This is a genomic window from Azospirillum brasilense, from assembly GCF_007827815.1.
In the GTDB taxonomy this organism is placed as follows: domain Bacteria; phylum Pseudomonadota; class Alphaproteobacteria; order Azospirillales; family Azospirillaceae; genus Azospirillum; species Azospirillum brasilense_C.
In genome coordinates this window covers 390,487-409,377 of sequence record NZ_VITH01000007.1, presented here as the reverse complement: position 1 = coordinate 409,377, position 18,891 = coordinate 390,487, and the positions used below count along the sequence as shown (strand labels likewise).

Annotated in this window: 17 protein-coding genes and 1 tRNA gene; 3 read left to right on the top strand and 15 right to left on the bottom strand. The window is 67.9% G+C overall.

Annotation, left to right across the window (positions count from 1 at the left end; translation table 11 throughout):
- A partial coding sequence (locus FBZ83_RS17105; protein WP_145685983.1) for a GntR family transcriptional regulator occupies positions 1 to 497 on the bottom strand: 497 nt, incomplete at its 3' end.
- 542 nt (positions 498 to 1,039) lie between these two features.
- Here FBZ83_RS17105 and FBZ83_RS17100 point away from each other — a divergent pair.
- A complete protein-coding gene (locus tag FBZ83_RS17100) occupies positions 1,040 to 1,741 on the top strand; it encodes a CBS domain-containing protein (protein WP_145685976.1) in 702 nt (233 codons plus the stop codon).
- Between the two features lie 75 nt (positions 1,742 to 1,816).
- Here FBZ83_RS17100 and FBZ83_RS17095 read toward each other — a convergent pair whose 3' ends face one another.
- From FBZ83_RS17095 to FBZ83_RS17065, 7 genes are all read right to left on the bottom strand, one after another.
- On the bottom strand, positions 1,817 to 3,211 hold the full coding sequence (locus FBZ83_RS17095; protein WP_145685974.1) for an NAD(P)(+) transhydrogenase (Re/Si-specific) subunit beta: 1,395 nt from the start codon (positions 3,209 to 3,211) through the stop codon (positions 1,817 to 1,819).
- 2 nt (positions 3,212 to 3,213) lie between these two features.
- A complete protein-coding gene (locus tag FBZ83_RS17090; protein ID WP_145685970.1) occupies positions 3,214 to 3,648 on the bottom strand; it encodes an NAD(P) transhydrogenase subunit alpha in 435 nt (144 codons plus the stop codon).
- Between the two features lie 13 nt (positions 3,649 to 3,661).
- Entirely contained in the window at positions 3,662 to 4,834 is a 1,173-nt protein-coding gene (locus tag FBZ83_RS17085; protein WP_145685960.1) for a Re/Si-specific NAD(P)(+) transhydrogenase subunit alpha, read from the bottom strand.
- Positions 4,835 to 5,085: 251 nt separating this feature from the next.
- On the bottom strand, positions 5,086 to 5,541 hold the full coding sequence (locus FBZ83_RS17080) for a CBS domain-containing protein (RefSeq protein ID WP_145685950.1): 456 nt from the start codon (positions 5,539 to 5,541) through the stop codon (positions 5,086 to 5,088).
- A gap of 99 nt (positions 5,542 to 5,640) precedes the next feature.
- A complete protein-coding gene (locus FBZ83_RS17075) occupies positions 5,641 to 6,666 on the bottom strand; it encodes a 2-dehydropantoate 2-reductase (protein WP_014240275.1) in 1,026 nt (341 codons plus the stop codon).
- A gap of 260 nt (positions 6,667 to 6,926) precedes the next feature.
- Positions 6,927 to 7,409, bottom strand: a complete 483-nt coding sequence (locus FBZ83_RS17070) for a GNAT family N-acetyltransferase (RefSeq protein ID WP_145685935.1) — start codon at positions 7,407 to 7,409, stop codon at positions 6,927 to 6,929.
- Between the two features lie 155 nt (positions 7,410 to 7,564).
- Complete coding sequence (locus FBZ83_RS17065) at positions 7,565 to 8,494, bottom strand: histone deacetylase family protein (RefSeq protein WP_145685913.1); 930 nt, start codon at positions 8,492 to 8,494, stop codon at positions 7,565 to 7,567.
- Between the two features lie 486 nt (positions 8,495 to 8,980).
- Between FBZ83_RS17065 and oxlT the strand changes: the two genes are divergently transcribed.
- Positions 8,981 to 10,282, top strand: coding sequence for an oxalate/formate MFS antiporter (gene oxlT / locus FBZ83_RS17060; RefSeq protein ID WP_109070202.1), 1,302 nt, complete (start codon positions 8,981 to 8,983; stop codon positions 10,280 to 10,282).
- 87 nt (positions 10,283 to 10,369) lie between these two features.
- Here oxlT and FBZ83_RS17055 read toward each other — a convergent pair whose 3' ends face one another.
- The 4 genes from FBZ83_RS17055 to recJ all read right to left on the bottom strand — a co-directional run bounded on the left by FBZ83_RS17055 (position 10,370) and on the right by recJ (position 13,783).
- Positions 10,370 to 10,576: a hypothetical protein gene (locus tag FBZ83_RS17055; protein ID WP_145685895.1), complete on the bottom strand. Its 207-nt coding sequence runs from the start codon at positions 10,574 to 10,576 to the stop codon at positions 10,370 to 10,372.
- 134 nt (positions 10,577 to 10,710) lie between these two features.
- On the bottom strand, positions 10,711 to 11,550 hold the full coding sequence (locus tag FBZ83_RS17050) for an aldo/keto reductase (protein ID WP_145685875.1): 840 nt from the start codon (positions 11,548 to 11,550) through the stop codon (positions 10,711 to 10,713).
- 234 nt (positions 11,551 to 11,784) lie between these two features.
- A tRNA-Glu gene (locus FBZ83_RS17045) sits at positions 11,785 to 11,860 on the bottom strand.
- 123 nt (positions 11,861 to 11,983) lie between these two features.
- A complete protein-coding gene (gene recJ / locus FBZ83_RS17040; RefSeq protein ID WP_145685858.1) occupies positions 11,984 to 13,783 on the bottom strand; it encodes a single-stranded-DNA-specific exonuclease RecJ in 1,800 nt (599 codons plus the stop codon).
- A 213-nt stretch (positions 13,784 to 13,996) separates the two neighbouring features.
- Between recJ and FBZ83_RS17035 the strand changes: the two genes are divergently transcribed.
- Positions 13,997 to 15,091, top strand: coding sequence for a glycerol dehydrogenase (locus FBZ83_RS17035; RefSeq protein ID WP_145685842.1), 1,095 nt, complete (start codon positions 13,997 to 13,999; stop codon positions 15,089 to 15,091).
- Between the two features lie 65 nt (positions 15,092 to 15,156).
- Here the strand turns inward: FBZ83_RS17035 and glpX are convergent, their stop codons facing one another.
- Genes glpX through FBZ83_RS17020 form a run of 3 tightly spaced genes read right to left on the bottom strand, consistent with a single transcriptional unit; the run spans position 15,157 to position 18,774 of the window.
- Positions 15,157 to 16,149 (bottom strand): class II fructose-bisphosphatase, encoded by a 993-nt coding sequence (glpX, locus tag FBZ83_RS17030; protein ID WP_172428683.1) that lies wholly within the window; start codon positions 16,147 to 16,149, stop codon positions 15,157 to 15,159.
- A gap of 43 nt (positions 16,150 to 16,192) precedes the next feature.
- The gene (locus FBZ83_RS17025; protein ID WP_145685828.1) at positions 16,193 to 17,500 is read right to left on the bottom strand and encodes a homoserine dehydrogenase; all 1,308 of its coding nucleotides are present in this window, start codon (positions 17,498 to 17,500) and stop codon (positions 16,193 to 16,195) included.
- The gene (locus FBZ83_RS17020; protein WP_145685814.1) at positions 17,500 to 18,774 is read right to left on the bottom strand and encodes an LL-diaminopimelate aminotransferase; all 1,275 of its coding nucleotides are present in this window, start codon (positions 18,772 to 18,774) and stop codon (positions 17,500 to 17,502) included. The genes FBZ83_RS17025 and FBZ83_RS17020 overlap by 1 nt, the downstream gene beginning before the upstream one ends.
- Positions 18,775 to 18,891 lie beyond the last annotated feature (117 nt).

Here is an 18,891-nt window from a genome sequence, read left to right as displayed (position 1 = left end):
AAGCGGTCGGTCAGGTCGGCGATGAGCGTGCAGCCCGAGGCCTGGATGATCGACTGGTGGAAGGCGACGTTGGCGTCGGAATACTCCAGCACGTGGTCGGCCAGTTCGCCTTCGGCGAAACGGTCGAAGGTCTCGTGCAGGTCGGCCATGCCGCGCTCGTCGGCGCGCTCGACGAAGAGGCGGGCGGCCATGCCCTCCAGGGCCGCGCAGACGGTGATCATCTCGATGATCTCCGCCTTGGTCTTGCGCACCACGAAGATGCCGCGCCGGGGCATGGAGCGGATGAAGCCCTCCTGCTCCAGCAGCGCCATGGCCTCGCGCACCGGGGTGCGGCTGACGCCCAGCGCCTCGCAGAGCTGACGCTCGTCGAGGCGGATCTCGCTCGGCCCGCCGTAGATGTCCATCTGGGTGATGGCCTGGCGCAGCGCCTGGTAGGCCTTGGCCTTGAAGCTCATCCCCTGATCGAGGGGTGCGACCGAGAAACTCATCATCTGCATTGGCGTTCCCGTCCCTCTCTCTCCGCCCCCGGAATGATCCGGGGTTTCCCCGGTTGACGGGGTTTGGGCCGCGCTTTCATTGCCCCGGAGAGGGAAGCGGCTTGGATTGGAGATACGGTATACCAGATGCCAGTTCATGACAAGCGGATATGTTCGGATCGCGGACTGTTTCTTCGATGAACGACGACGCGACGATTCCTCCGCCACGGCCCGGCAATTCTGCGCCTTTTGCCGCCTTCTGGCATATCGTATACGGTATCCACATGCCGCATGACTGGTATACCGAATCCACTGTGGTTGCGGCGGATCGCTGAAGGTACAAACGTTCTTGGAACTACACGCATTCCTCCCTGTAGATTCCCCCACCTGACGGCTCCGCGGCTTCCTGGCAGCGGAGCCTTCTTTTTTTCCGCCCGCAAAATTTGCCCGACTGTGGAATTTGCCCTGCGGCAAATTGGTATACCGTACACCAGACAGTTTCACCGCACTCCGCGTGTGTGTATGTTGGCTGGGTCAACGAATCAGGCAAACGGAGGAAAGCCATGAAAGCTGCGGACATCATGACCCGTCAGGTGGTCACCATCGGTCCCGACGCCACGGTGACCGAAGCCGCGAAGCGCATGCTGGAGAACCGGATCAGCGGCCTGCCCGTCTGCGATTCGAACGGGCGCCTGCTCGGCGTCATCAGCGAGGGTGACCTGCTGCGCCGGGCGGAGACCGGGACGGTGCGCCGGGCCTCCTGGTGGCTCGCCATGTTCGCGGGCGCGCCGAACCAGGCCGCCGACTACACCAAGTCCCACGGCCGCCACGTGCGCGACGCGATGACCGAGTCGCTGATCTTCGTCACGGAGGAAACCCCGCTCGACGAGGTGGTCCGACTGATGGAAAGCAACCGCATCAAGCGCGTTCCGGTGCTGCGCAACGGCACGCTGGTCGGCATCGTCAGCCGCGCCAACCTGCTGCACGTCCTCGCCAGCATCGCTCCGGACGTCTCCCCCGCCGCCGCGGACGACCGCGTGCTGCGCGACCGGCTTTTGGAAACCCTGCGGGCGCAGCCCTGGGCGCCGGAAATCAGCGACAACATCGTCGTGCGCAACGGCGTCGTCCATCTTTGGGGCAGCGTGCGCACCGAGGCGCAGCGTGACGCCCTGCGGGTCGCCGCCGAGAACACCCCCGGCGTCGCCCGCGTCGAGAACCACCTGACCATCGTCGACCACGTCGCCGAGGGCGCGGTCGGCTTCTGATCCGTCCGCTTCGCGGGCAACAAAAAAGCCCCTTCCCGGTTCGTCCGGGAAGGGGCTTTTCCATTCGGCAGGCCTTTACTCGGTGGCCTTCACGACCTCTTCGGTGACCTTCTTGGCGTCGCCGAACAACATCATGGTGTTGGGGCGGAAGAACAGCTCGTTCTCGACACCGGCGTAGCCGGCGGCCATGCCGCGCTTGATGAAGAACACCGTCTTGGCCTTCTCGACGTCGAGGATCGGCATGCCGTAGATCGGCGACTGCGGATCGGTCTTGGCCGCCGGGTTGGTCACGTCGTTGGCGCCGATCACGAAGGCGACGTCCGCCGTGCCGAAGTCGCGGTTGATGTCCTCCAGCTCGAACACCTCGTCGTAGGGCACGTTGGCCTCGGCCAGCAGCACGTTCATGTGCCCCGGCATGCGCCCCGCCACCGGATGGATGGCGTACTTGACCTCGACGCCCTCCTTCTTCAGCAGGTCGGCCATCTCGCGCAGCGCGTGCTGGGCCTGGGCCACCGCCATGCCGTAGCCGGGGACGATGATCACCGACTGGGCGTTCTTCATGATGTAGGCCGCGTCCTCCGGCGAGCCGGCCTTGACCGTGCCGCGCTCACCGCCGCCCGCCGCCGCCGACGCCGCCCCGCTGTCGCCGCCGAAGCCACCCAGGATGACGTTGAAGATCGAGCGGTTCATGCCCTTGCACATGATGTAGGACAGGATCGCGCCCGACGAGCCGACCAGCGCGCCCGTGACGATCAGCAGGTTGTTCTGCAGCGTGAAGCCGATGCCCGCCGCCGCCCAGCCCGAGTAGCTGTTCAGCATCGAGATCACCACCGGCATGTCGGCGCCGCCGATCGGCAGGATCAGCAGGAAGCCGAGCGCCAGCGCGACCAGAACGATGATCCACATCGCCACGCCGGAGTTGCTCTGCACCAGCCAGACGATGAGGAGGATGGTCAGCACGCCGAGGGCGGCGTTGAGGTGGTGCTGGAAGGGGAAGACCAGCGGCTTGCCGGTGACCAGGCCCTGCAGCTTGGCAAACGCGACGATCGAGCCGGTGAAGGTGATGGCGCCGATGGCGGTGCCGAGCGCCATCTCGACCAGCGAGCCCTTGGCGATGGCGCCGGGGACGCCGATGCCGTAGGCCTCGGGCGAGTAGAAGGCCGACAGCGCCACGAACACCGCGGCCAGACCGACCAGCGAGTGGAAGGCGGCGACGAGTTGCGGCAGCGCGGTCATCTCGATCTTCTTGGCGATGACGTAGCCGATGCCGCCGCCGATGGCGATGCCAAGCACGATCATCCAGTAGGACTGGACGATGGGCAGGGCCAGCGTGGTCAGCACGGCGATGGTCATGCCGGCCATGCCGAAGAAGTTGCCCTGGCGGGAGGTCTCCGGGCTGGACAGGCCGCGCAGCGCCATGATGAAGCAGACCGAGGCGACCAGATAGAGAAGGGCGGACAGGGTTTCCATGGTTACTTGCCCTTCTTCTTGAACATCGACAGCATGCGCTGGGTGACCAGGAAGCCGCCGAAGATGTTGACGCTGGCCAGGATGACGGCGAGGAAGCCCATGATCTTGGAGAAGCCGAAGCCGGCCGGGCCGGCGGCGATCAGGGCACCGACGATGATCACCGAGGACACCGCGTTGGTCACCGCCATCAGCGGCGAGTGCAGCGCCGGCGTCACCCGCCACACCACGTAGTAGCCCACGAAGCAGGCCAGCACGAACACCGTCAGGCCGGTGATGAAGAAGTTGCCGTGGCTCGCCGCGTCCATGACGGGCGCCGGGATCGGCATTGCGTGGGTCATCTGGGCAACCTGGACCTGAAGCTCCGCCGTCTGGTTGGTCAGGGTGAGGAGCGAGTGGCGGAAGGCCTCAATCTGGCTCGCGGGATCGGGATGTTCCATGGAAGCCGCCTCCTCAGACGGTCTGGACTTCGCGGACCGTGTCCGCGAAGGCGGGATGGACGACCTGCCCATCGCGGGTGAGCGCGATGGCCTTCACGATCTCGTCGTCCCAGTTGAGCGTGACGCCATTCTCCTTGTCGTGCAGCGACTGCAGCAGCGCGAGCAGGTTCTTGGCGTACAAGAGCGAGGCGCTCTCGGCGATGCGGCTGGGGTAGTTGGCGTGGCCGACGATCTTCACCCCGTTCTCCGTGGTGACGACCTTGCCCAGCTCCGAGCCCTCGACGTTGCCGCCCTGCTCCACCGCCAGATCGATCAGCACCGAGCCCGGCTTCATCGACGCCACATGCTCGCGCGTCACCAGGATCGGCGCCTTGCGCCCGGGGATCAGCGCGGTGGTGATGACGATGTCCTGCTTCTTGATGTGCTCGGCCACCAGCGCCGCCTGCTGGCGCTTGTAGTCGTCCGACATCTCCTTGGCGTAGCCGCCCGCGGTCTCGGCCTGTTTGAACTCGTCGTTCTCCACCGCGACGAAGCTGCCGCCCAGCGACTGCACCTGCTCCTTGACCGCCGGGCGCACGTCGGTGGCCGAGACGATGGCGCCCAGCCGCTTGGCCGTGGCGATGGCCTGCAGGCCGGCGACGCCGACGCCCATGATGAAGGCGCGCGCCGGCGGCACCGTGCCCGCCGCGGTCATCATCATCGGGTAGGCGCGGCCGTACTCGCTGGCCGCATCGACCACCGCCTTGTAGCCGGCGAGGTTGGCCTGGGAGGACAGCACGTCCATGACCTGGGCGCGGGTGATGCGCGGCATGAACTCCATGGCGAAGGCGTTCACCCCGGCCGCGGCGTAGGCGGCCACATGGTCGCGGCTGTTGTAGGGGTTGAGGATGGCGAACAGCAGCGCGCCGCGCTTGATCAGCGCCAGCTCGTCGAGGTCCCCCTCCCCGGCCAGCAGCGGGCGCTGCACCTTCAGCACGATGTCGGCGTCGGCCAGCGCCGACGCGGCGTCCGGCGCGATCTCCGCGCCGGCGTCCTGATAGACCCGGTCCGGCAGGTTCGAGCCCAGACCGGCGCCGGCCTCGACCACGACGTCGAGTCCGAGAGCCTTGATCTTCTTGACGGTTTCCGGAGACGCCGCGACGCGATTCTCGCCCGCGCGCCGCTCCCTGGGTATGGCGATTTTCATGGTTGTTGATTGCCTCCCAAAGCAATCGGCAGGACGAGGCGTCAGCGCTCCGGCCTCGACGGCGGGCGGCCTCGGCGGGCGGCCCGCCGGTCAAATTCTCGAATGATGTCGGTGCCGGAGCATTGTCCGGCGTCAGGCCCGCAGGGCGGCGGAGCGGTCACCCGGGATGGATGCGGGTGACCGCCTCCGGATCACCGCCGCCGTCATGGGAAGGTTGCCCCAGGCACAACAGCCCGGGGCACCGTCGTCCGTCACTGGGCCGCGGCGACGGGATAGCTGACGACCTCGGCCGTCTCGGCGTCCGGCGGGGCGGCGTCGAGCTGCGCCTTGATGAGATCGCGCACGCTGACCACGCCGACCAGCGAGGCGCCGTCCAGAACGGGAATGTGGCGGATGGTGTGCTCGTCCATCAGCTGGAGCACGTGACGGACGGAATCGCCCGGCGCGCAGCAAACGGGATGATGGCTCATCACCGCCGTGACCGGCAGGGACAGGATGCCCGGCCCGCGGTCGGTCAGGCTGCGCACGATGTCACGTTCGGAAATCACCCCGACGACCGTGTTGCCCTCGGTCCGGCAGACGTCCTTGACCACCAGCGCGCCGGTGTTTTCGGCCTTCAGAAGACGCAACGCCGTTTCCACGGTTTCGTTGATGCGCACCGTGCCGATGCGCGTCCCCTTTCGGCGGAGAATGTCTTCAACCCTCATGACGCTCCTCCTGTGAAGCGATTGTCCGGCCCCTCGGCGTTGCTTCGCTGCGTCGTTGGGGGCGTTGGTTTCTGTGTGCGGGGCCGGACGGTGTCCGCCCTACTGGGCGGCGACCGCGGGTGCGGCCTCGGACGACGCCCGCTGCGGGCGGGTGTAGCAGTCGGCGATCTCGCCGCGCTGGCGGACGAGCGCCAGGACCACGTCGATGGTCGGGGTCGCCACGCCGACCATGCGGCCCATCTCCTGGACCACCGACAACAGGGCGTCGATCTCCATCGGACGGCCGCGCTCCAGATCCTGGAGCATCGAGGTCTTGTGCGCACCGACGGCACCGGCACCGTTGATGCGGCGCTCCACATCCACCCGGAAATGCACGCCCAGACGGTCGCCGATCTCCTTGGCCTCCAGCATCATCGACTTGGCGACGGCGCGGGTCTCCGGATCGGAGCAGATGACGTCCAGCGTGGCGTGGGTGAGCGCGCTGATCGGGTTGAAGCAGAGGTTGCCCCACAGCTTCAGCCAGATCTCGTCGCGGATGCGGTCGAGCACCGGGGCGCGCAGGCCGCCGGCCTCCATCGCCGCGCTCAGCTTCTTCACGCGGTCGGACTGGCTGCCGTCCGGCTCGCCCAGCGAGAACTTGTCGCCATAGATGTGCTGAATGACGCCGGGTTCGACGACTTCGGTCGCGGGGTAGACGACGCAGCCGATGGCGCGCTCCGGGCTCAGGCCGTTCCACTGGATGCCGCCCGGATCGACGGTATCGAGCACGCGGCCTTCGAACTCGCCGCCATTCTTATAGAAGTACCAGTAGGGGATGCCGTTGACCGCGGTGACCACGGCGGTGTCCTTGCCGAGCAGCGGCTGGATGGCGTTGACGACGCTGGGAACGGAGTGGGCCTTCAGACCGATGATGACGTAGTCCTGCGGGCCGAGTTCCGCCGCGTTGTCGGTGCAGCGGGGGTGGACGACCGTTTCTTCCTCTCCGACGATCAGCTTCACGCCGTTCTCACGCATGGCCGTGAGATGGGCGCCGCGCGCCACGAGGCTGACATCCGCGCCGGCCTGGTGGAGACGCACACCCAGATACCCGCCGATGGCCCCGGACCCAAAGATGCAGATCTTCATAACCCGTTTCCTCTCCCCCAATTATCGGCCACGCGCCGCGCAGCCTTTGCAGTAACCCCAATCAATCAGCACACCGAACAAATACGGAGTTTGGTATACCAGATACCAGATGTCAACTGGCAAAATAGACCCTGTCGAGGGAGGGACATGATCCGGAATCGGGCGAGAATCCTGGGTTTTCCGACGAAAATTCGCGCATGGAAAACCGGACGCCCGGCCCGTCCGGACGCCCGGTTCGCGGGTCCATCCGGTGCGCTGGATCAGGCGAGCGGCAGGACGAGCTGGAACGCCTTAACCGTCATGCGCTTGCGGTGATAGAAGCGGTGGGCGTCGCCGCGCTGGACACCGGAGATGATTTCCATCTGGGCGCAGCCCTTTTCGCGGGCCTGGGCGGCCAGCCAATCGAACAGCTTGTCGCCCAAACCGAAGGAGCGGTGCTTCGGCGAGGTGACGAGGTCCTCAACATACATATAGCGACCGCGCGACAGCGTCTCGTGGACGCGGAAACCGCCGCAGCCGGCCACCTCGCCGTCGATGCGCAGGAGCGCCATGTTGTAGCCGTCCTCCATCTGGCGGCGGATCTGGGCGGCGTAGGCGTCGGCGTCGGTCATGTGGGTGCGCAGTTCCTTCACCACCGCGTAGCTGTCGGCGATGTCGGCGTCGGTCTTAGCCAGAGTGATCTCGATGGTGTGCTGGCCCGAAGTGTTCTGGGCGGCGTTCTGTTCGGCGATCCGCTGGTCCATCGTGCGTAACTCCCGTTTTTTTGTGTGTTCGAGGGACTCTGTTCGTCTCTCTGGTATTTGGTATACCAGATAATCCGTGCAGGAAGCAACCGACCTTATGGTGCAGCTGCGCAAAGTCCCTCGAAATCACCCGGGATTCGCCGTTCGAGCCCCGGTCAGGCGCGCATCAGGGCCTGGAGATGGGCGGCGCAGCCTTCGGCAAGCCCCACCATGTCGTAGCCGCCCTCCAGCACCGTCACGACGCGGCCGTCGCACAGCCGGTCCGCCGCCTCGACCAGCTTGCGGGTCCCCCACTCGAAATCCGGCCCGGTGAAGTTCAGCGAGGCCAGAGGGTCGCGGGCGTGGGCGTCGAATCCGGCGGAGATCAGGATCAGCTCCGGCTGGAACTCCTCCAGCGCGGGAAGGATGCGCCGCTCCATCGCCTGCCGGAATTCCACCGTCCCGGAGTGGGGCGGCAGCGGCGCGTTGACGATGTTGCCGGCGACTCCGGTCTCGCTCATCGAGCCGGTGCCGGGATAGAGGGGCGACTGGTGGGTCGAGGCGAAGAACAGGTCGGCGTCGTTCCAGAACATCGCCTGGGTGCCGTTGCCGTGGTGCACGTCGTAATCGACCACGGCGACGCGGGTCAGGCCGCGCCGCTTGCGGGCGTGCTCCGCGCCGACCGCCACGTTGTTGAAGACGCAGAAGCCCATGGCGCGGGCTGGTTCGGCGTGGTGGCCGCAGGGGCGGACGGCGCAGAAGGCGTTCTTCGCCGTCCCGTCCAGCACCGCGTCCACCGCCGCGCAGACCGCCCCGGCGGCGCGCAGGATCGCCGAGCGGGAGGTGGGCGACAGCACGGTGTCGGCGTCCAGCCGGGCATGGCCGCTGTCCGGGACCGCGTTCAGCACGGCGTCCACATAGGCCGGGTCGTGCACCCAGCGCAGTTGCTCGACCTCCGCCTCCGGGGCCTCAAAATGGGGAAGATCGCGGAACTCGTCGCGTTTCAGAACCTCCCACACCACGGCGATGCGTTCCGGACGCTCCGGGTGCCCTGGACCGGTGTCGTGCGCCAGAAAGTCCGGGTGCGTGAAAATGGCGGTGGTCATCGAGTCGTCCCCTCCCCTGTTCCGATGCTTTGAAACGCATGATCGCGCGACAGCGTGGCCGCGCGTGCACACCAAATCGATGCGCGCTCTTGCCCTATATGTATACCAGATACCAGAACGGTCCAAATCGCTTTGCGGACGAACCGTCAGCGCACCCCATCGGACAACGGTCGGAAACCCCATTGGGGCAAGGGCCATCGGCACTTCCGAAGGTGGTAGGACGCCCCCTGCATGCCGGGTCTGTTTGTTACGCTGACAAACAGCTTGCGCCGGAAACTGTATCTGGCATACCATATCTCTAATGCCAAAAACGCTCACCCCGCGAGCTTAAACCGCCCACACCAAGCGGTCGGTTCGACGGTCAAGCCAAGGCGATGGAGACGACCCGGCACACCACGGGGACGCCTCCGGTCAAAGAACAAAAACAACCCGACTCAAAAAAGCAAAAGACCGCTTCGCAAAGAGATCGCTTCTAGGAGGAGAGAAATGCACCAAGCCCTCACGGAGGCCCCGAAGGGGCCCCTCGGTGGCCGCTGGTTCCAGCTCGTCATCGGCGTCATCTGCATGTCGATGATCGCGAACCTGCAGTATGGCTGGACTCTGTTCGTCGAGCCCATCGACCAGAAGCATGGCTGGGGCCGTGCGGCCATCCAGGTGGCCTTCACCATCTTCGTCGTCATGGAAACCTGGCTGGTTCCCGTCGAAGGCTGGTTCGTCGACAAGTTCGGCCCGCGCATCGTCGTCCTGATCGGCGGCGTGTTCTGCGCCGCGGCCTGGGCGGTCAACTCGGTGGCCGACTCGCTCGCCATGCTCTATCTCGGCGCGGCGCTGGGCGGCATCGGTGCCGGCGGCGTCTATGGCACCTGCGTCGGCAACGCGCTGAAGTGGTTCCCCGACCGCCGCGGTCTCGCCGCCGGCCTGACCGCCGCCGGTTTCGGCGCCGGCTCGGCCCTCACGGTCGTTCCCATCGCCAACATGATCCACTCCTCGGGCTATGAAGCCACCTTCATGACCTTCGGCATCGGCCAGGGCGCGGTGATCCTCGCGCTGGCGTGGTTCCTGGCGTCGCCGAAGAAGGGTCAGGTTCCGGAGGTCTCCCGCTCGTCGGTGTCGCAGACCCGCGAGAGCTACACCCCGGTCCAGATGCTGAAGACTCCGGTCTTCTGGGTCATGTACGCCATGTTCGTGATGGTGGCGGCGGGCGGCCTGATGGCGACCGCGCAGCTCGGCCCGATCGCCAAGGACTTCCACCTGGACGGCGTGCCGGTCAGCATCATGGGCCTGACTCTACCGGCGCTGACCTTCGCCCTGTCGATCGACCGCGTGCTGAACGGCGTCACCCGTCCCTTCTTCGGCTGGGTGTCCGACCACATCGGCCGTGAGAACACGATGTTCATCGCCTTCGCCCTGGAATGCGTCGGCATCCTGGCGCTGAACCAGTGGGGCCACAACCCCGTCGCCTTCGTGATCCTGACGGGTCTGGTGTTCTTCGCCTGGGGTGAGATCTACAGCCTGTTCCCGGCGCTGTGCGGCGACTCCTTCGGCTCGAAGTTCGCCACCACCAACGCCGGCCTGCTGTACACCGCCAAGGGCACCGCGTCGCTGGTCGTTCCCTTCGCCAACGTGGCGGTCGCCTCGACCGGCAGCTGGCAGGCGGTGTTCTTCTTCGCCGCCGCGGTCAACGGCATCGCCGCCCTGCTGGCCATCTTCGTCCTGAAGCCGATGCGCGCCCGCCAGATCACCGAGAGCCTCCCGGCCTCGAAGCTGGCGGCGGAGCCGGCCCAGTAAGGCACCGGACGCACCATCAGCACCCGAACGCGATCGGGCCGGGAAATTTCCCGGCCCGATTTGCTTGTGGGTAAGGAAAGGAAAAGATCAGAGCCCGCGCGGGAACGATGCCCAGGACGGACCGCCCTCGATCTCCTCCTGCGCCTTGCGCGCCTTCTTGACCCGGCGCAGATGGCCGGGCGACCAGGGATCGCCGACCGGCATGCCGGCGGTGGCGACCTCGGCGGTCAGAATCCGGGCCACGACGATGGCGAAGCCCGACAGCAGCATGGACAGAAGAACGATGGCGAGCATGCTTCGATTCCCGGATGAGCCGCAGAGCGGAATCAGGCGCGCCCAATTCCACGCTTGATACCGCAATGCAGCATAAATAGGCCATTCGGCCGAGGAAATCGAGTCCGCCACCGCAAGCGCGGCGCTTCGCCGCGCTACAGCATCTCCAGCGGGCGCGGTCCGCGCGGCGGCGGGAAGGCGCGATCAAGGCCCGAAAGGTCCTGCTCGTCGAGCCGCAAATCGGCGGCGGCCCTATTGTCGCGGACATGGGCGGGGTCTGACGCCTTGGGGATGGTGATCACCCCGTCCTGGCGGAGCAGCCAGGCCAGCCCGACCTGGGCCGGCGTCACGCCATGCCGGTCGGCGATGCGGCGAAGCTCCGGGTGGCGCAGCATCCGGCCCTGCTCGATGGGCGAATAGGCCATGATCGGGATGCCCCGGCCGCGGCACCAGGGCTGCAGGTCGTACTCGATGCCGCGCCGGGTCAGGTTGTAGAGAAGCTGGTTGGTCTGCACGCCCTCCCCGCCCGGCGTCCCGACCAGCTCCTCCATGTCCTGGAGATCCAGGTTGCTGACGCCCCATTGACCGATCTTGCCGTCGCGCACCAGCGCGTCGAAGGCGTCGATCGTTTCGGAGAAATCGTGGCTGCCGCGCCAGTGCAGCAGATAGAGGTCGATGCGGTCGGTGCGCAGGCGCTTCAGGCTGCGCTCGCAGGCGGCAATGGTGCCGCGGCGGCTGGCGTTCATCGGCAGCACCTTGCTGACCAGGAACACCTCGTCCCAGCGCCCGGCGATGGCCTCGCCGACCACCTCCTCCGCCCCGCCGTCGGCGTACATCTCCGCCGTGTCGATCAGCGTCATGCCGAGGTCGAGGCCGAGCCGCAGCGCCGCCGCCTCCCGCGCGCGGTCGCGGCTGTCCTCGCCCATGTACCAGGTGCCTTGGCCGAGCACCGGAACGGCGGTTCCCGAAGGAAGGCGTGTCGTCGCAATGGTCATGGATGTCTCCCGTACCCGTGGCCCCGTCGAGGGGCGTGAGGAACGTTAGTCCACAGAGGTCCCCCTGGAAACCGCCCCTTGGCGCTATTTCGGCGGGCGGGAGAAGCCGGCGACCGCGGCGCGGCGAACGGGGCGCTTGCCAGACCGGCAAAGGTGCCGGACAAATGACGCCTGAAACGACAAAAGCTCAGCCAAGGGCTGAGCTTTCGAAACCGGTGCCAACCTGTAAGAAGGTGGCGTCCCCAAGGGGATTCGAACCCCTGTCGCCGCCGTGAAAGGGCGGTGTCCTAGGCCTCTAGACGATGGGGACGTCGTTGGCGTGGCGGGATTACTAATGGGATGACGGGCCGAGCGCAAGCGTTTTTTCCAACTCCTTTCTACCCCGTTCGCGTATGCCCCCCATGCACCCGCTCCGCCACGAATTTGTTTGCATTCACATGGTTTGGGAGGGTGCAGCGTCGTCGATCAGAAGCTGGACTCCCTCCGCCCCGTTCCAGCGGTCGATGCGCAGGACACCGGCGATGTGGAAGGGCGAACCGCGGCCCATCAGCAGGGCTTTCCCCATCTCGCTCTCCAGCGCGCGGAAGGCGATGGCCTTCAGCCGGGCGCCGTCGCCGCCCTGGAGAATGCAGCGGACGTGATTCGCCCCGACCACGTCGGCCCGCACCACGCGGGCGTCGGTGACGGCGAAGCGCGGCTCGGCGTTGCCGGTGCCGAAGGGGCCGAGCTGGTTCAGGCGGTCCACCAGGGATGTGTTCGCCGCTCCCACGGACAGCGCGCCGTCGAGCTCCAGCGTCGGCACCAGCGGGGCCGCGGCGACCTGTTCGGCGACGCGGCCGGTCAGGAAAGCCTGCAGGTCGGCCAGCTTGCTCCCGGCCACGGTGAAGCCCGCCGCCATGCGGTGCCCGCCGCCGGCCATCAGCAGCCCTTCCTGCCGCGCGGCGATCACCGCCGCCCCGAGATCGACCCCACGCACCGAACGGCCCGAGGCCTTGCCGATCACCGCGCCGTCCACCCCCTCCTCCAGGGCTATGACGCAGGCGGGGCGGCTGTAGCGCTCCTTCAGGCGGCTGGCGACGATGCCGATCACGCCGGGATGCCAGCCCTCCCCCGCCACGAAGACCAGTTCGGCCAGTTCCTCGGCGTGCTCCTCCAGCCGGGCCATGGCGTCGGCCAGCACGCCCTGCTCCACCGCGCGGCGCTCGGCGTTGTGGGCCTCCAGCTTCTGGGCCAGCTCCATCGCCTCCATGGGATCGTCGGTCGAGAGCAGCCGCGCCCCGAGGTCGGAGGCGCCGACCCGCCCGCCCGCGTTGACCCGCGGGCCGAGCACGAAGCCGGCGTGGTAGGCGTCCGGCTTCTCCTTGACCCCGGCGACGTCGGACAGGGCGGACAGGCCGGGGTTGGCGCGCCGCGCCATCACCTTCAGCCCCTGCGCCACCAGCGCCCGGTTCAGCCCGGTCAGGGGCACCACGTCGCACACCGTGCCCAGCGCCACGAGGTCCAGCCACTCCATGAGGTTCGGCTCGTTGCGGCCCGCATAGAATCCGGCTGTGCGCAGCGCCCGGTTCACCGCCACCACGGCCAGGAAGGTCACCCCGGCCGCGCACAGCGTGCGGTAGGCGCCGTCCTCGTCCAGCCGGTTCGGGTTGACCAGGGCAACGGCCGGCGGCAGGCGCGGTTCGGCCGCGTGATGGTCGAGGACCACCACCTCCAGCCCGGCTTCCGCCGCCGCCTCCAGCGCCGCGAAGGCGGAGATTCCGCAATCCACCGTCACCACCAGCCGCACGCCCTCGGCCTTCAGCCGCAGCAGCGCCGGGCCGTTGGGGCCGTAGCCCTCCTTCATGCGGTCGGGCACATAGATCCGCAGGTCGGCCCCCGCCGCCCGGAAGAAACGCCGCAGCAGCGCGGAGGAGGTGGCGCCGTCCACGTCGTAGTCACCGAAGACGGCCACCGGCTCGCCGTCCATGATCGCGCGGGCGATGCGCTCCGCCGCGGTGTCCATGTCCTTGAAGCGGGAGGGATCGGGCAGCAGCGCCTTCAGCGTCGGGTTCAGGAAGCCGTCGCACGCCTCCTCGGTCACCCCGCGGGCGGCGAGCACCCGCCCGACGATCTCCGGCAGCCCCCGCCCCTGCGCCAGCCCCCAGGCCAGCCGCTCGTCGTAGGGCCGCGCCTGCCAGCGCTTGCCGGAAAGGGAATGGGCGACGTTCAGGAAGGGGGGAACGGTGTCGGTCATGCTGCCCAGAATGCCACGGATCGGAAAGGCCGAAGCCATAGCAGATGGGGGACGGGCGGGCCAGCGGATGGGGCTCTCCCGGTGGGCCTGCGGCCGCCGCGCCTGTACGCAAAGGTGGCAGGCGGCCTTGCCGCAGCGCAACTTGAGGCAGGTCATTGCGGGTGGAGAGGCGTCCTGCTCCACTGCGGTCAACACCACGCGGAGGAGGGAACCATGATCACCACGGCGATCTTTCCAGCCCGCTACGTCCAGGGCAACGGCGCCCTCGACAGCCTGGGAGAGGATCTGGCCCGGCTGGGCAAGACGGTTCTGGCCGTCACCGACGGTTTCGTCCTGAAGACGCTGAAAGGCCGGCTGGTCGATGCCGCCGCCGGGCGCGTCGAACTGAACATCCAGGAATTCCGGGGCGAATGCTCCGACGAGGAGATCGAGCGGCTGACCGCCCTCGCCCGCGCCATGGGAGCCGACGTCGTGGCCGGCATCGGCGGCGGAAAGGCGCTCGACACCGCCAAGGCGGTTGCCCACGCGCTGGAAGCGCGCACCGCCATCGTCCCGACGCTGGCCTCCACCGACGCGCCGTGCAGCGCCCTGTCGGTGATCTACACGCCGGAGGGCGCTTTCAAGCGCTACCTCGTGCTGCCGCGCAACCCCGACCTCGTGCTGGTCGACACCGGCGTGGTGGCGGGCGCCCCGGTGCGCTTCCTCGTCTCCGGCATGGGCGACGCCCTGTCCACCTGGTTCGAAGCGGAGGATTGCCGCATCAAGCGCGGCGGCAACATGACCGGGCGGGTCGGTCCGATGACCGCCTTCGCGCTGGCCCGGCTGTGCTACGACACGCTGCTGGAGTATGGCGTGCTCGCCAAGTCGGCCTGCGAGCAGGGCGTGGTCACCCCGGCGCTGGAGCGCATCGTCGAGGCCAACACGCTGCTGAGCGGGCTGGGCTTCGAGAGCGGCGGGCTGGCGGCGGCGCACGCCGTCCACAACGGCCTGACCGCGCTGGAGGAAACGCACCACTACTGGCACGGCGAGAAGGTCGCCTTCGGCACGCTGACTCTGCTGATCCTGACCGACCGGCCGCCGGCGGTGCTGGACGAGGTCTATGGTTTCTGCAAGGCGGTCGGGCTGCCGACGACGCTGGCCGAGATCGGTCTTGGCGATGTGTCGGACGAGCGGCTTCTGCTGGCGGCGGAACGGGCCTGCGCCGAGGGCGAGACCATCCACAACGAGCCGCACGAGATCACCCCGCAGCGCGTCCTGGCCGCCATGAAGGCCGCCGACGCCGAGGGACGGCGGCGAAAGGGTCTGTAGCCCGTAAAAAAAGAAAGGGGCGCGCGGTGGAATGCCGCGCGCCCCTTTTCCTTGTGGCCGTGACCTTACGCCATGCTCGGCTTGCGCTGCAGGTTGTGGTGCGCCTCGACGTAGCGCACGGTGCCCGACTTGGAGCGCATGATCACCGAGTGGGTGGTGGCACCGCCGGGGAAGCGGCGGACGCCGCGCAGCATGGCGCCGTCGGTCACACCGGTCGCGGCGAACATGACGTTGCCGCTGGCCAGCTCGGTCAGGCTGTACTTCTTGTTCAGGTCCTTGACGCCCCAGCGGGCGGCGCGAGCCTTCTCGTCATCGTTGCGGAACAGCAGACGGCCCTGGAACTGGCCGCCGATGCAGCGCAGCGCCGCCGCGGCCAGAACGCCTTCCGGGGCGCCGCCCGAGCCGACATACATGTCCACGCCGGTGCCGACCTGGCTGGTGGCGATCACGCCCGAGACGTCGCCATCGTTGATCAGCATGATGCGCGCCCCGGCCTCGCGGACGCGGGCGATCAGCTCGGCGTGGCGCGGACGGTTCAGGATGCAGACCAGCAGCTCCTGCACCTCGGTGCCCTTGGCCTTGGCCAGGGCCTTGAGGTTGTTGGCGGGCGTCTCGTCGAGATCGACCACGCCTTCCGGCAGGCCGGAGCCGACGGCGATCTTGTCCATGTAGACGTCGGGCGCGTTCAGGAAGCCGCCCTCGTCCGCCATGGCGATGACAGCCAGCGAGTTCGGGCCGCCGGTGGCGCAGATGGTGGTGCCTTCCAGCGGGTCGAGCGCGATGTCGACCTTCGGCCCGCGGCCGATGCCGGCGCCGACCTTCTCGCCGATGTAGAGCATGGGCGCCTCGTCGCGCTCGCCCTCGCCGATCACGACGGTGCCGTCGATGTAGAGGGTGTTGAGCGCCTGGCGCATGGCGTCGACCGCGGCCTGGTCGGCAAGCTTCTCGTCACCGCGGCCCATCAGCAACGACGCGGACAGCGCGGCGGCCTCGGTGACGCGGACGGCTTCCAGAGCCAGGTTCCGGTCCATACCGGACAGGTCGACATGAACGGACATGTTGTTCTCCCCCGAATCGATGCTCGGTTCTTCTATGGTTCGGTCAAAACTGTTCGATGCGGATCATGCGGGGCGGCTCGACCACCGACTCCTTGGCGGCGATGGTGGCAAGCGCGCGCTGCATGGCCGCCTCTTCGGTGTCATGGGTGGTCAGGACCACCGGCACCGCTTCGCCGGGGGCGCGCCCGCGCTGCAGGAACTGCTCCATGGAGACGTTCTGGTCGCGCATCGCCGCCGCAACATCCGCTATCACGCCGGGACGGTCCACGACCATCAGGCGTACGTAGTACGACCCCCGGCGCGCCTCCATCGGCGACGGCTGGGCCTCGGAAAGCTGGGCCGCCGGCACGCCGAAGGTCGGGGTGGAGCGCCCGCGGGCGATGTCGATCAGGTCGGCGACCACGGCCGAGGCCGTCGGCCCCTCGCCGGCGCCGCGGCCGACGAACAGCACGCGGTCCACGAAGTCGCCCTGGGCGATCACGGCGTTGAACACGCCGTCCACCGCCGCGATGGGCGCCGCCTTCGGCACCATGCAGGGGTGCACGCGCTGCTCGATCCCGTGATCGGTGCGCCGGGCGATGCCCAGCAGCTTGATGCGGTAGCCGAGCGCGTCGGCGTAGTCGAAGTCCACCGCCGAAACATGGCGGATGCCCTCGACATGGACGCTCTGGAAGTCCACCGGCGTGCCGAAGGCCACCGAGGTCAGGATCGCCAGCTTGTGGGCCGCGTCCACGCCGTCGATGTCGAAGCTCGGGTCGGCTTCCGCGTAGCCCAGCCTCTGCGCGTCGGCCAGCACGTCCGCGAAATCGCGGCCGGTGGTGCGCATCTCGGTCAGGATGTAGTTGCAGGTGCCGTTGAGGATGCCGTGCACCTCCGACACCCGGTTGCCCGCCAGCCCCTCGCGCAGCCCCTTGATGATCGGGATGCCGCCGGCCACCGCCGCCTCGAAGCCGATGGCGAGGCCGGCGGCCTCCGCCTTGGCGGCGAGCGCGGTGCCGTGATGGGCGAGCAGCGCCTTGTTGGCGGTGACGACGTGGCGTCCCCGCTCCAGCGCCAGCTCGACGGTCTCCTTCGCGGCCCCTTCGGACCCGCCGATCAGCTCGACCACCACATCCACGCCGGGATGGGCGGCGAGCGCCACCGGGTCGTCGTACCATTCGACCGCCGACAGGTCGACGCCGCGGTCCTTGCCGCGCGAGCGGGCGCTGACCGCGACCACCTCGATGCGGCGGCCGCAGCGCTGCTCGATCAGGTCGGCCTGCCGCTCTAGAAGCTTGAGAACGCCCGCGCCGACCGTGCCCAGGCCCGCGACGGCGATGTTCAGGGGGCCGGGTTTGTGGGAGTCGGACATCAGGCTTTCGCTTTCTCGGGATCGAGGAGGGCGGCGCGCGCCGCCGGGTCCTTGCTCGCCGCCGCGCCGGCGGCGTTGGAGCGGAAGAACTCCTTGATGTTGCGGGTCGCCTGACGGATGCGGTGGACGTTCTCCACCAGCGCCAGACGGACATGGCCGTCGCCGTACTCGCCGAAGCCGATGCCCGGCGCCACGGCGACCTTGGCCTCCTGCAGCAGCAGCTTGGAGAATTCCAGCGAGCCGAGATGGGCGAAGGGCTCGGGGATCGGCGCCCAGGCGAACATCGAGGCCGACGGGCTCGGCACCGTCCAGCCGGCGGCGGCCAGACCCTCGATCATCACGTCGCGGCGCTGGCGGTACATGGTGCGCACCTGCTCCACGCACTCCTGCGGGCCGTTCAGCGCGGCGGTCGCGGCGACCTGGATCGGCGTAAAGGCGCCGTAGTCCAGGTACGACTTGATGCGGGCCAGCGCGGTGATGAGCGTCTTGTTGCCGGTGGCGAAGCCGATGCGCCAGCCGGCCATCGAATAGGTCTTCGACATCGAGGTGAACTCGACGGCCACCTCGCGCGCCTCCGGGATCTCCAGGATCGAGGGCGGCGGCTCACCGTCGAAGAAGACCTCGGCGTAGGCCAGATCCGACAGGATGTAGATGCCGTGCTTGCGGCAGAACTCGACGATCGGGCGGTAGAAGTCGAGCCCCACCACCTCCGCCGTCGGGTTGGACGGGTAGTTCAGCACCAGCGCCAGCGGCTTCGGCACGCTGTGGCGCACGGCGCGCTCCAGCATGTTCATGAAGCTGTCGATGTCGGTGGAGGTGCCGTTGGCCTGCCCCACCGGCAGATGGCGCACCGAGGCGCCGGCCAGGATGAAGCCGAACGGATGGATCGGGTAGCTGGGGTTCGGCACCAGGATGATGTCGCCGGGGCTGGTGATCGCCTGGGCGAGGTTGGCGAGGCCTTCCTTCGACCCGATGGTGACGATGCACTCCGACTCCGGATCGACGTCCACGTTGAAGCGGCGCTTGTAATAGGCCGCGTGCGCCTTGCGCAGGCCGGGGATGCCGCGGGAGTTCGAGTAGCGGTGCGTCTTGGGATCGCGCACGGCCTCGATCAGCTTATCGACGATGTGCTGGGGCGTCGGCTGGTCCGGGTTGCCCATGCCGAGGTCGATGATGTCCTCGCCGGCAGCTCGGGCTCGCGCCTTCATGGCGTTCACTTCGGCGAAGACGTAGGGCGGAAGCCGCTTGATCCGGTGGAATTCTGAATCGCTCATGGACGCTCCGAAGCCTTGTCCGGCCACGCCACGAACCCATATTTGCGGACCGGGACCACTTATCTACCGCCCCGCATCTTCAGAAGCGAGGTAAAATTCGCGTCCGGGCGCATTCCT

Bases quoted from the DNA above. Each gene is read 5' to 3' on its own strand.
- glpX (WP_172428683.1), bottom strand. From the start codon at position 16,149: ATGTCCGTTCATGTCGACCTGTCCGGTATGGACCGGAACCTGGCTCTG.
- FBZ83_RS17080 (WP_145685950.1), bottom strand. From the start codon at position 5,541: ATGAGGGTTGAAGACATTCTCCGCCGAAAGGGGACGCGCATCGGCACG.
- FBZ83_RS17065 (WP_145685913.1), bottom strand. From the start codon at position 8,494: ATGACCACCGCCATTTTCACGCACCCGGACTTTCTGGCGCACGACACC.
- FBZ83_RS17075 (WP_014240275.1), bottom strand. From the start codon at position 6,666: ATGAAGATCTGCATCTTTGGGTCCGGGGCCATCGGCGGGTATCTGGGT.
- FBZ83_RS17100 (WP_145685976.1), top strand. From the start codon at position 1,040: ATGAAAGCTGCGGACATCATGACCCGTCAGGTGGTCACCATCGGTCCC.
- FBZ83_RS17020 (WP_145685814.1), bottom strand. From the start codon at position 18,774: ATGAGCGATTCAGAATTCCACCGGATCAAGCGGCTTCCGCCCTACGTC.
- FBZ83_RS17035 (WP_145685842.1), top strand. From the start codon at position 13,997: ATGATCACCACGGCGATCTTTCCAGCCCGCTACGTCCAGGGCAACGGC.
- recJ (WP_145685858.1), bottom strand. From the start codon at position 13,783: ATGACCGACACCGTTCCCCCCTTCCTGAACGTCGCCCATTCCCTTTCC.
- FBZ83_RS17070 (WP_145685935.1), bottom strand. From the start codon at position 7,409: ATGGACCAGCGGATCGCCGAACAGAACGCCGCCCAGAACACTTCGGGC.
- FBZ83_RS17085 (WP_145685960.1), bottom strand. From the start codon at position 4,834: ATGAAAATCGCCATACCCAGGGAGCGGCGCGCGGGCGAGAATCGCGTC.
- FBZ83_RS17025 (WP_145685828.1), bottom strand. From the start codon at position 17,500: ATGTCCGACTCCCACAAACCCGGCCCCCTGAACATCGCCGTCGCGGGC.
- FBZ83_RS17090 (WP_145685970.1), bottom strand. From the start codon at position 3,648: ATGGAACATCCCGATCCCGCGAGCCAGATTGAGGCCTTCCGCCACTCG.
- FBZ83_RS17055 (WP_145685895.1), bottom strand. From the start codon at position 10,576: ATGCTCGCCATCGTTCTTCTGTCCATGCTGCTGTCGGGCTTCGCCATC.
- oxlT (WP_109070202.1), top strand. From the start codon at position 8,981: ATGCACCAAGCCCTCACGGAGGCCCCGAAGGGGCCCCTCGGTGGCCGC.
- FBZ83_RS17050 (WP_145685875.1), bottom strand. From the start codon at position 11,550: ATGACCATTGCGACGACACGCCTTCCTTCGGGAACCGCCGTTCCGGTG.
- FBZ83_RS17095 (WP_145685974.1), bottom strand. From the start codon at position 3,211: ATGGAAACCCTGTCCGCCCTTCTCTATCTGGTCGCCTCGGTCTGCTTC.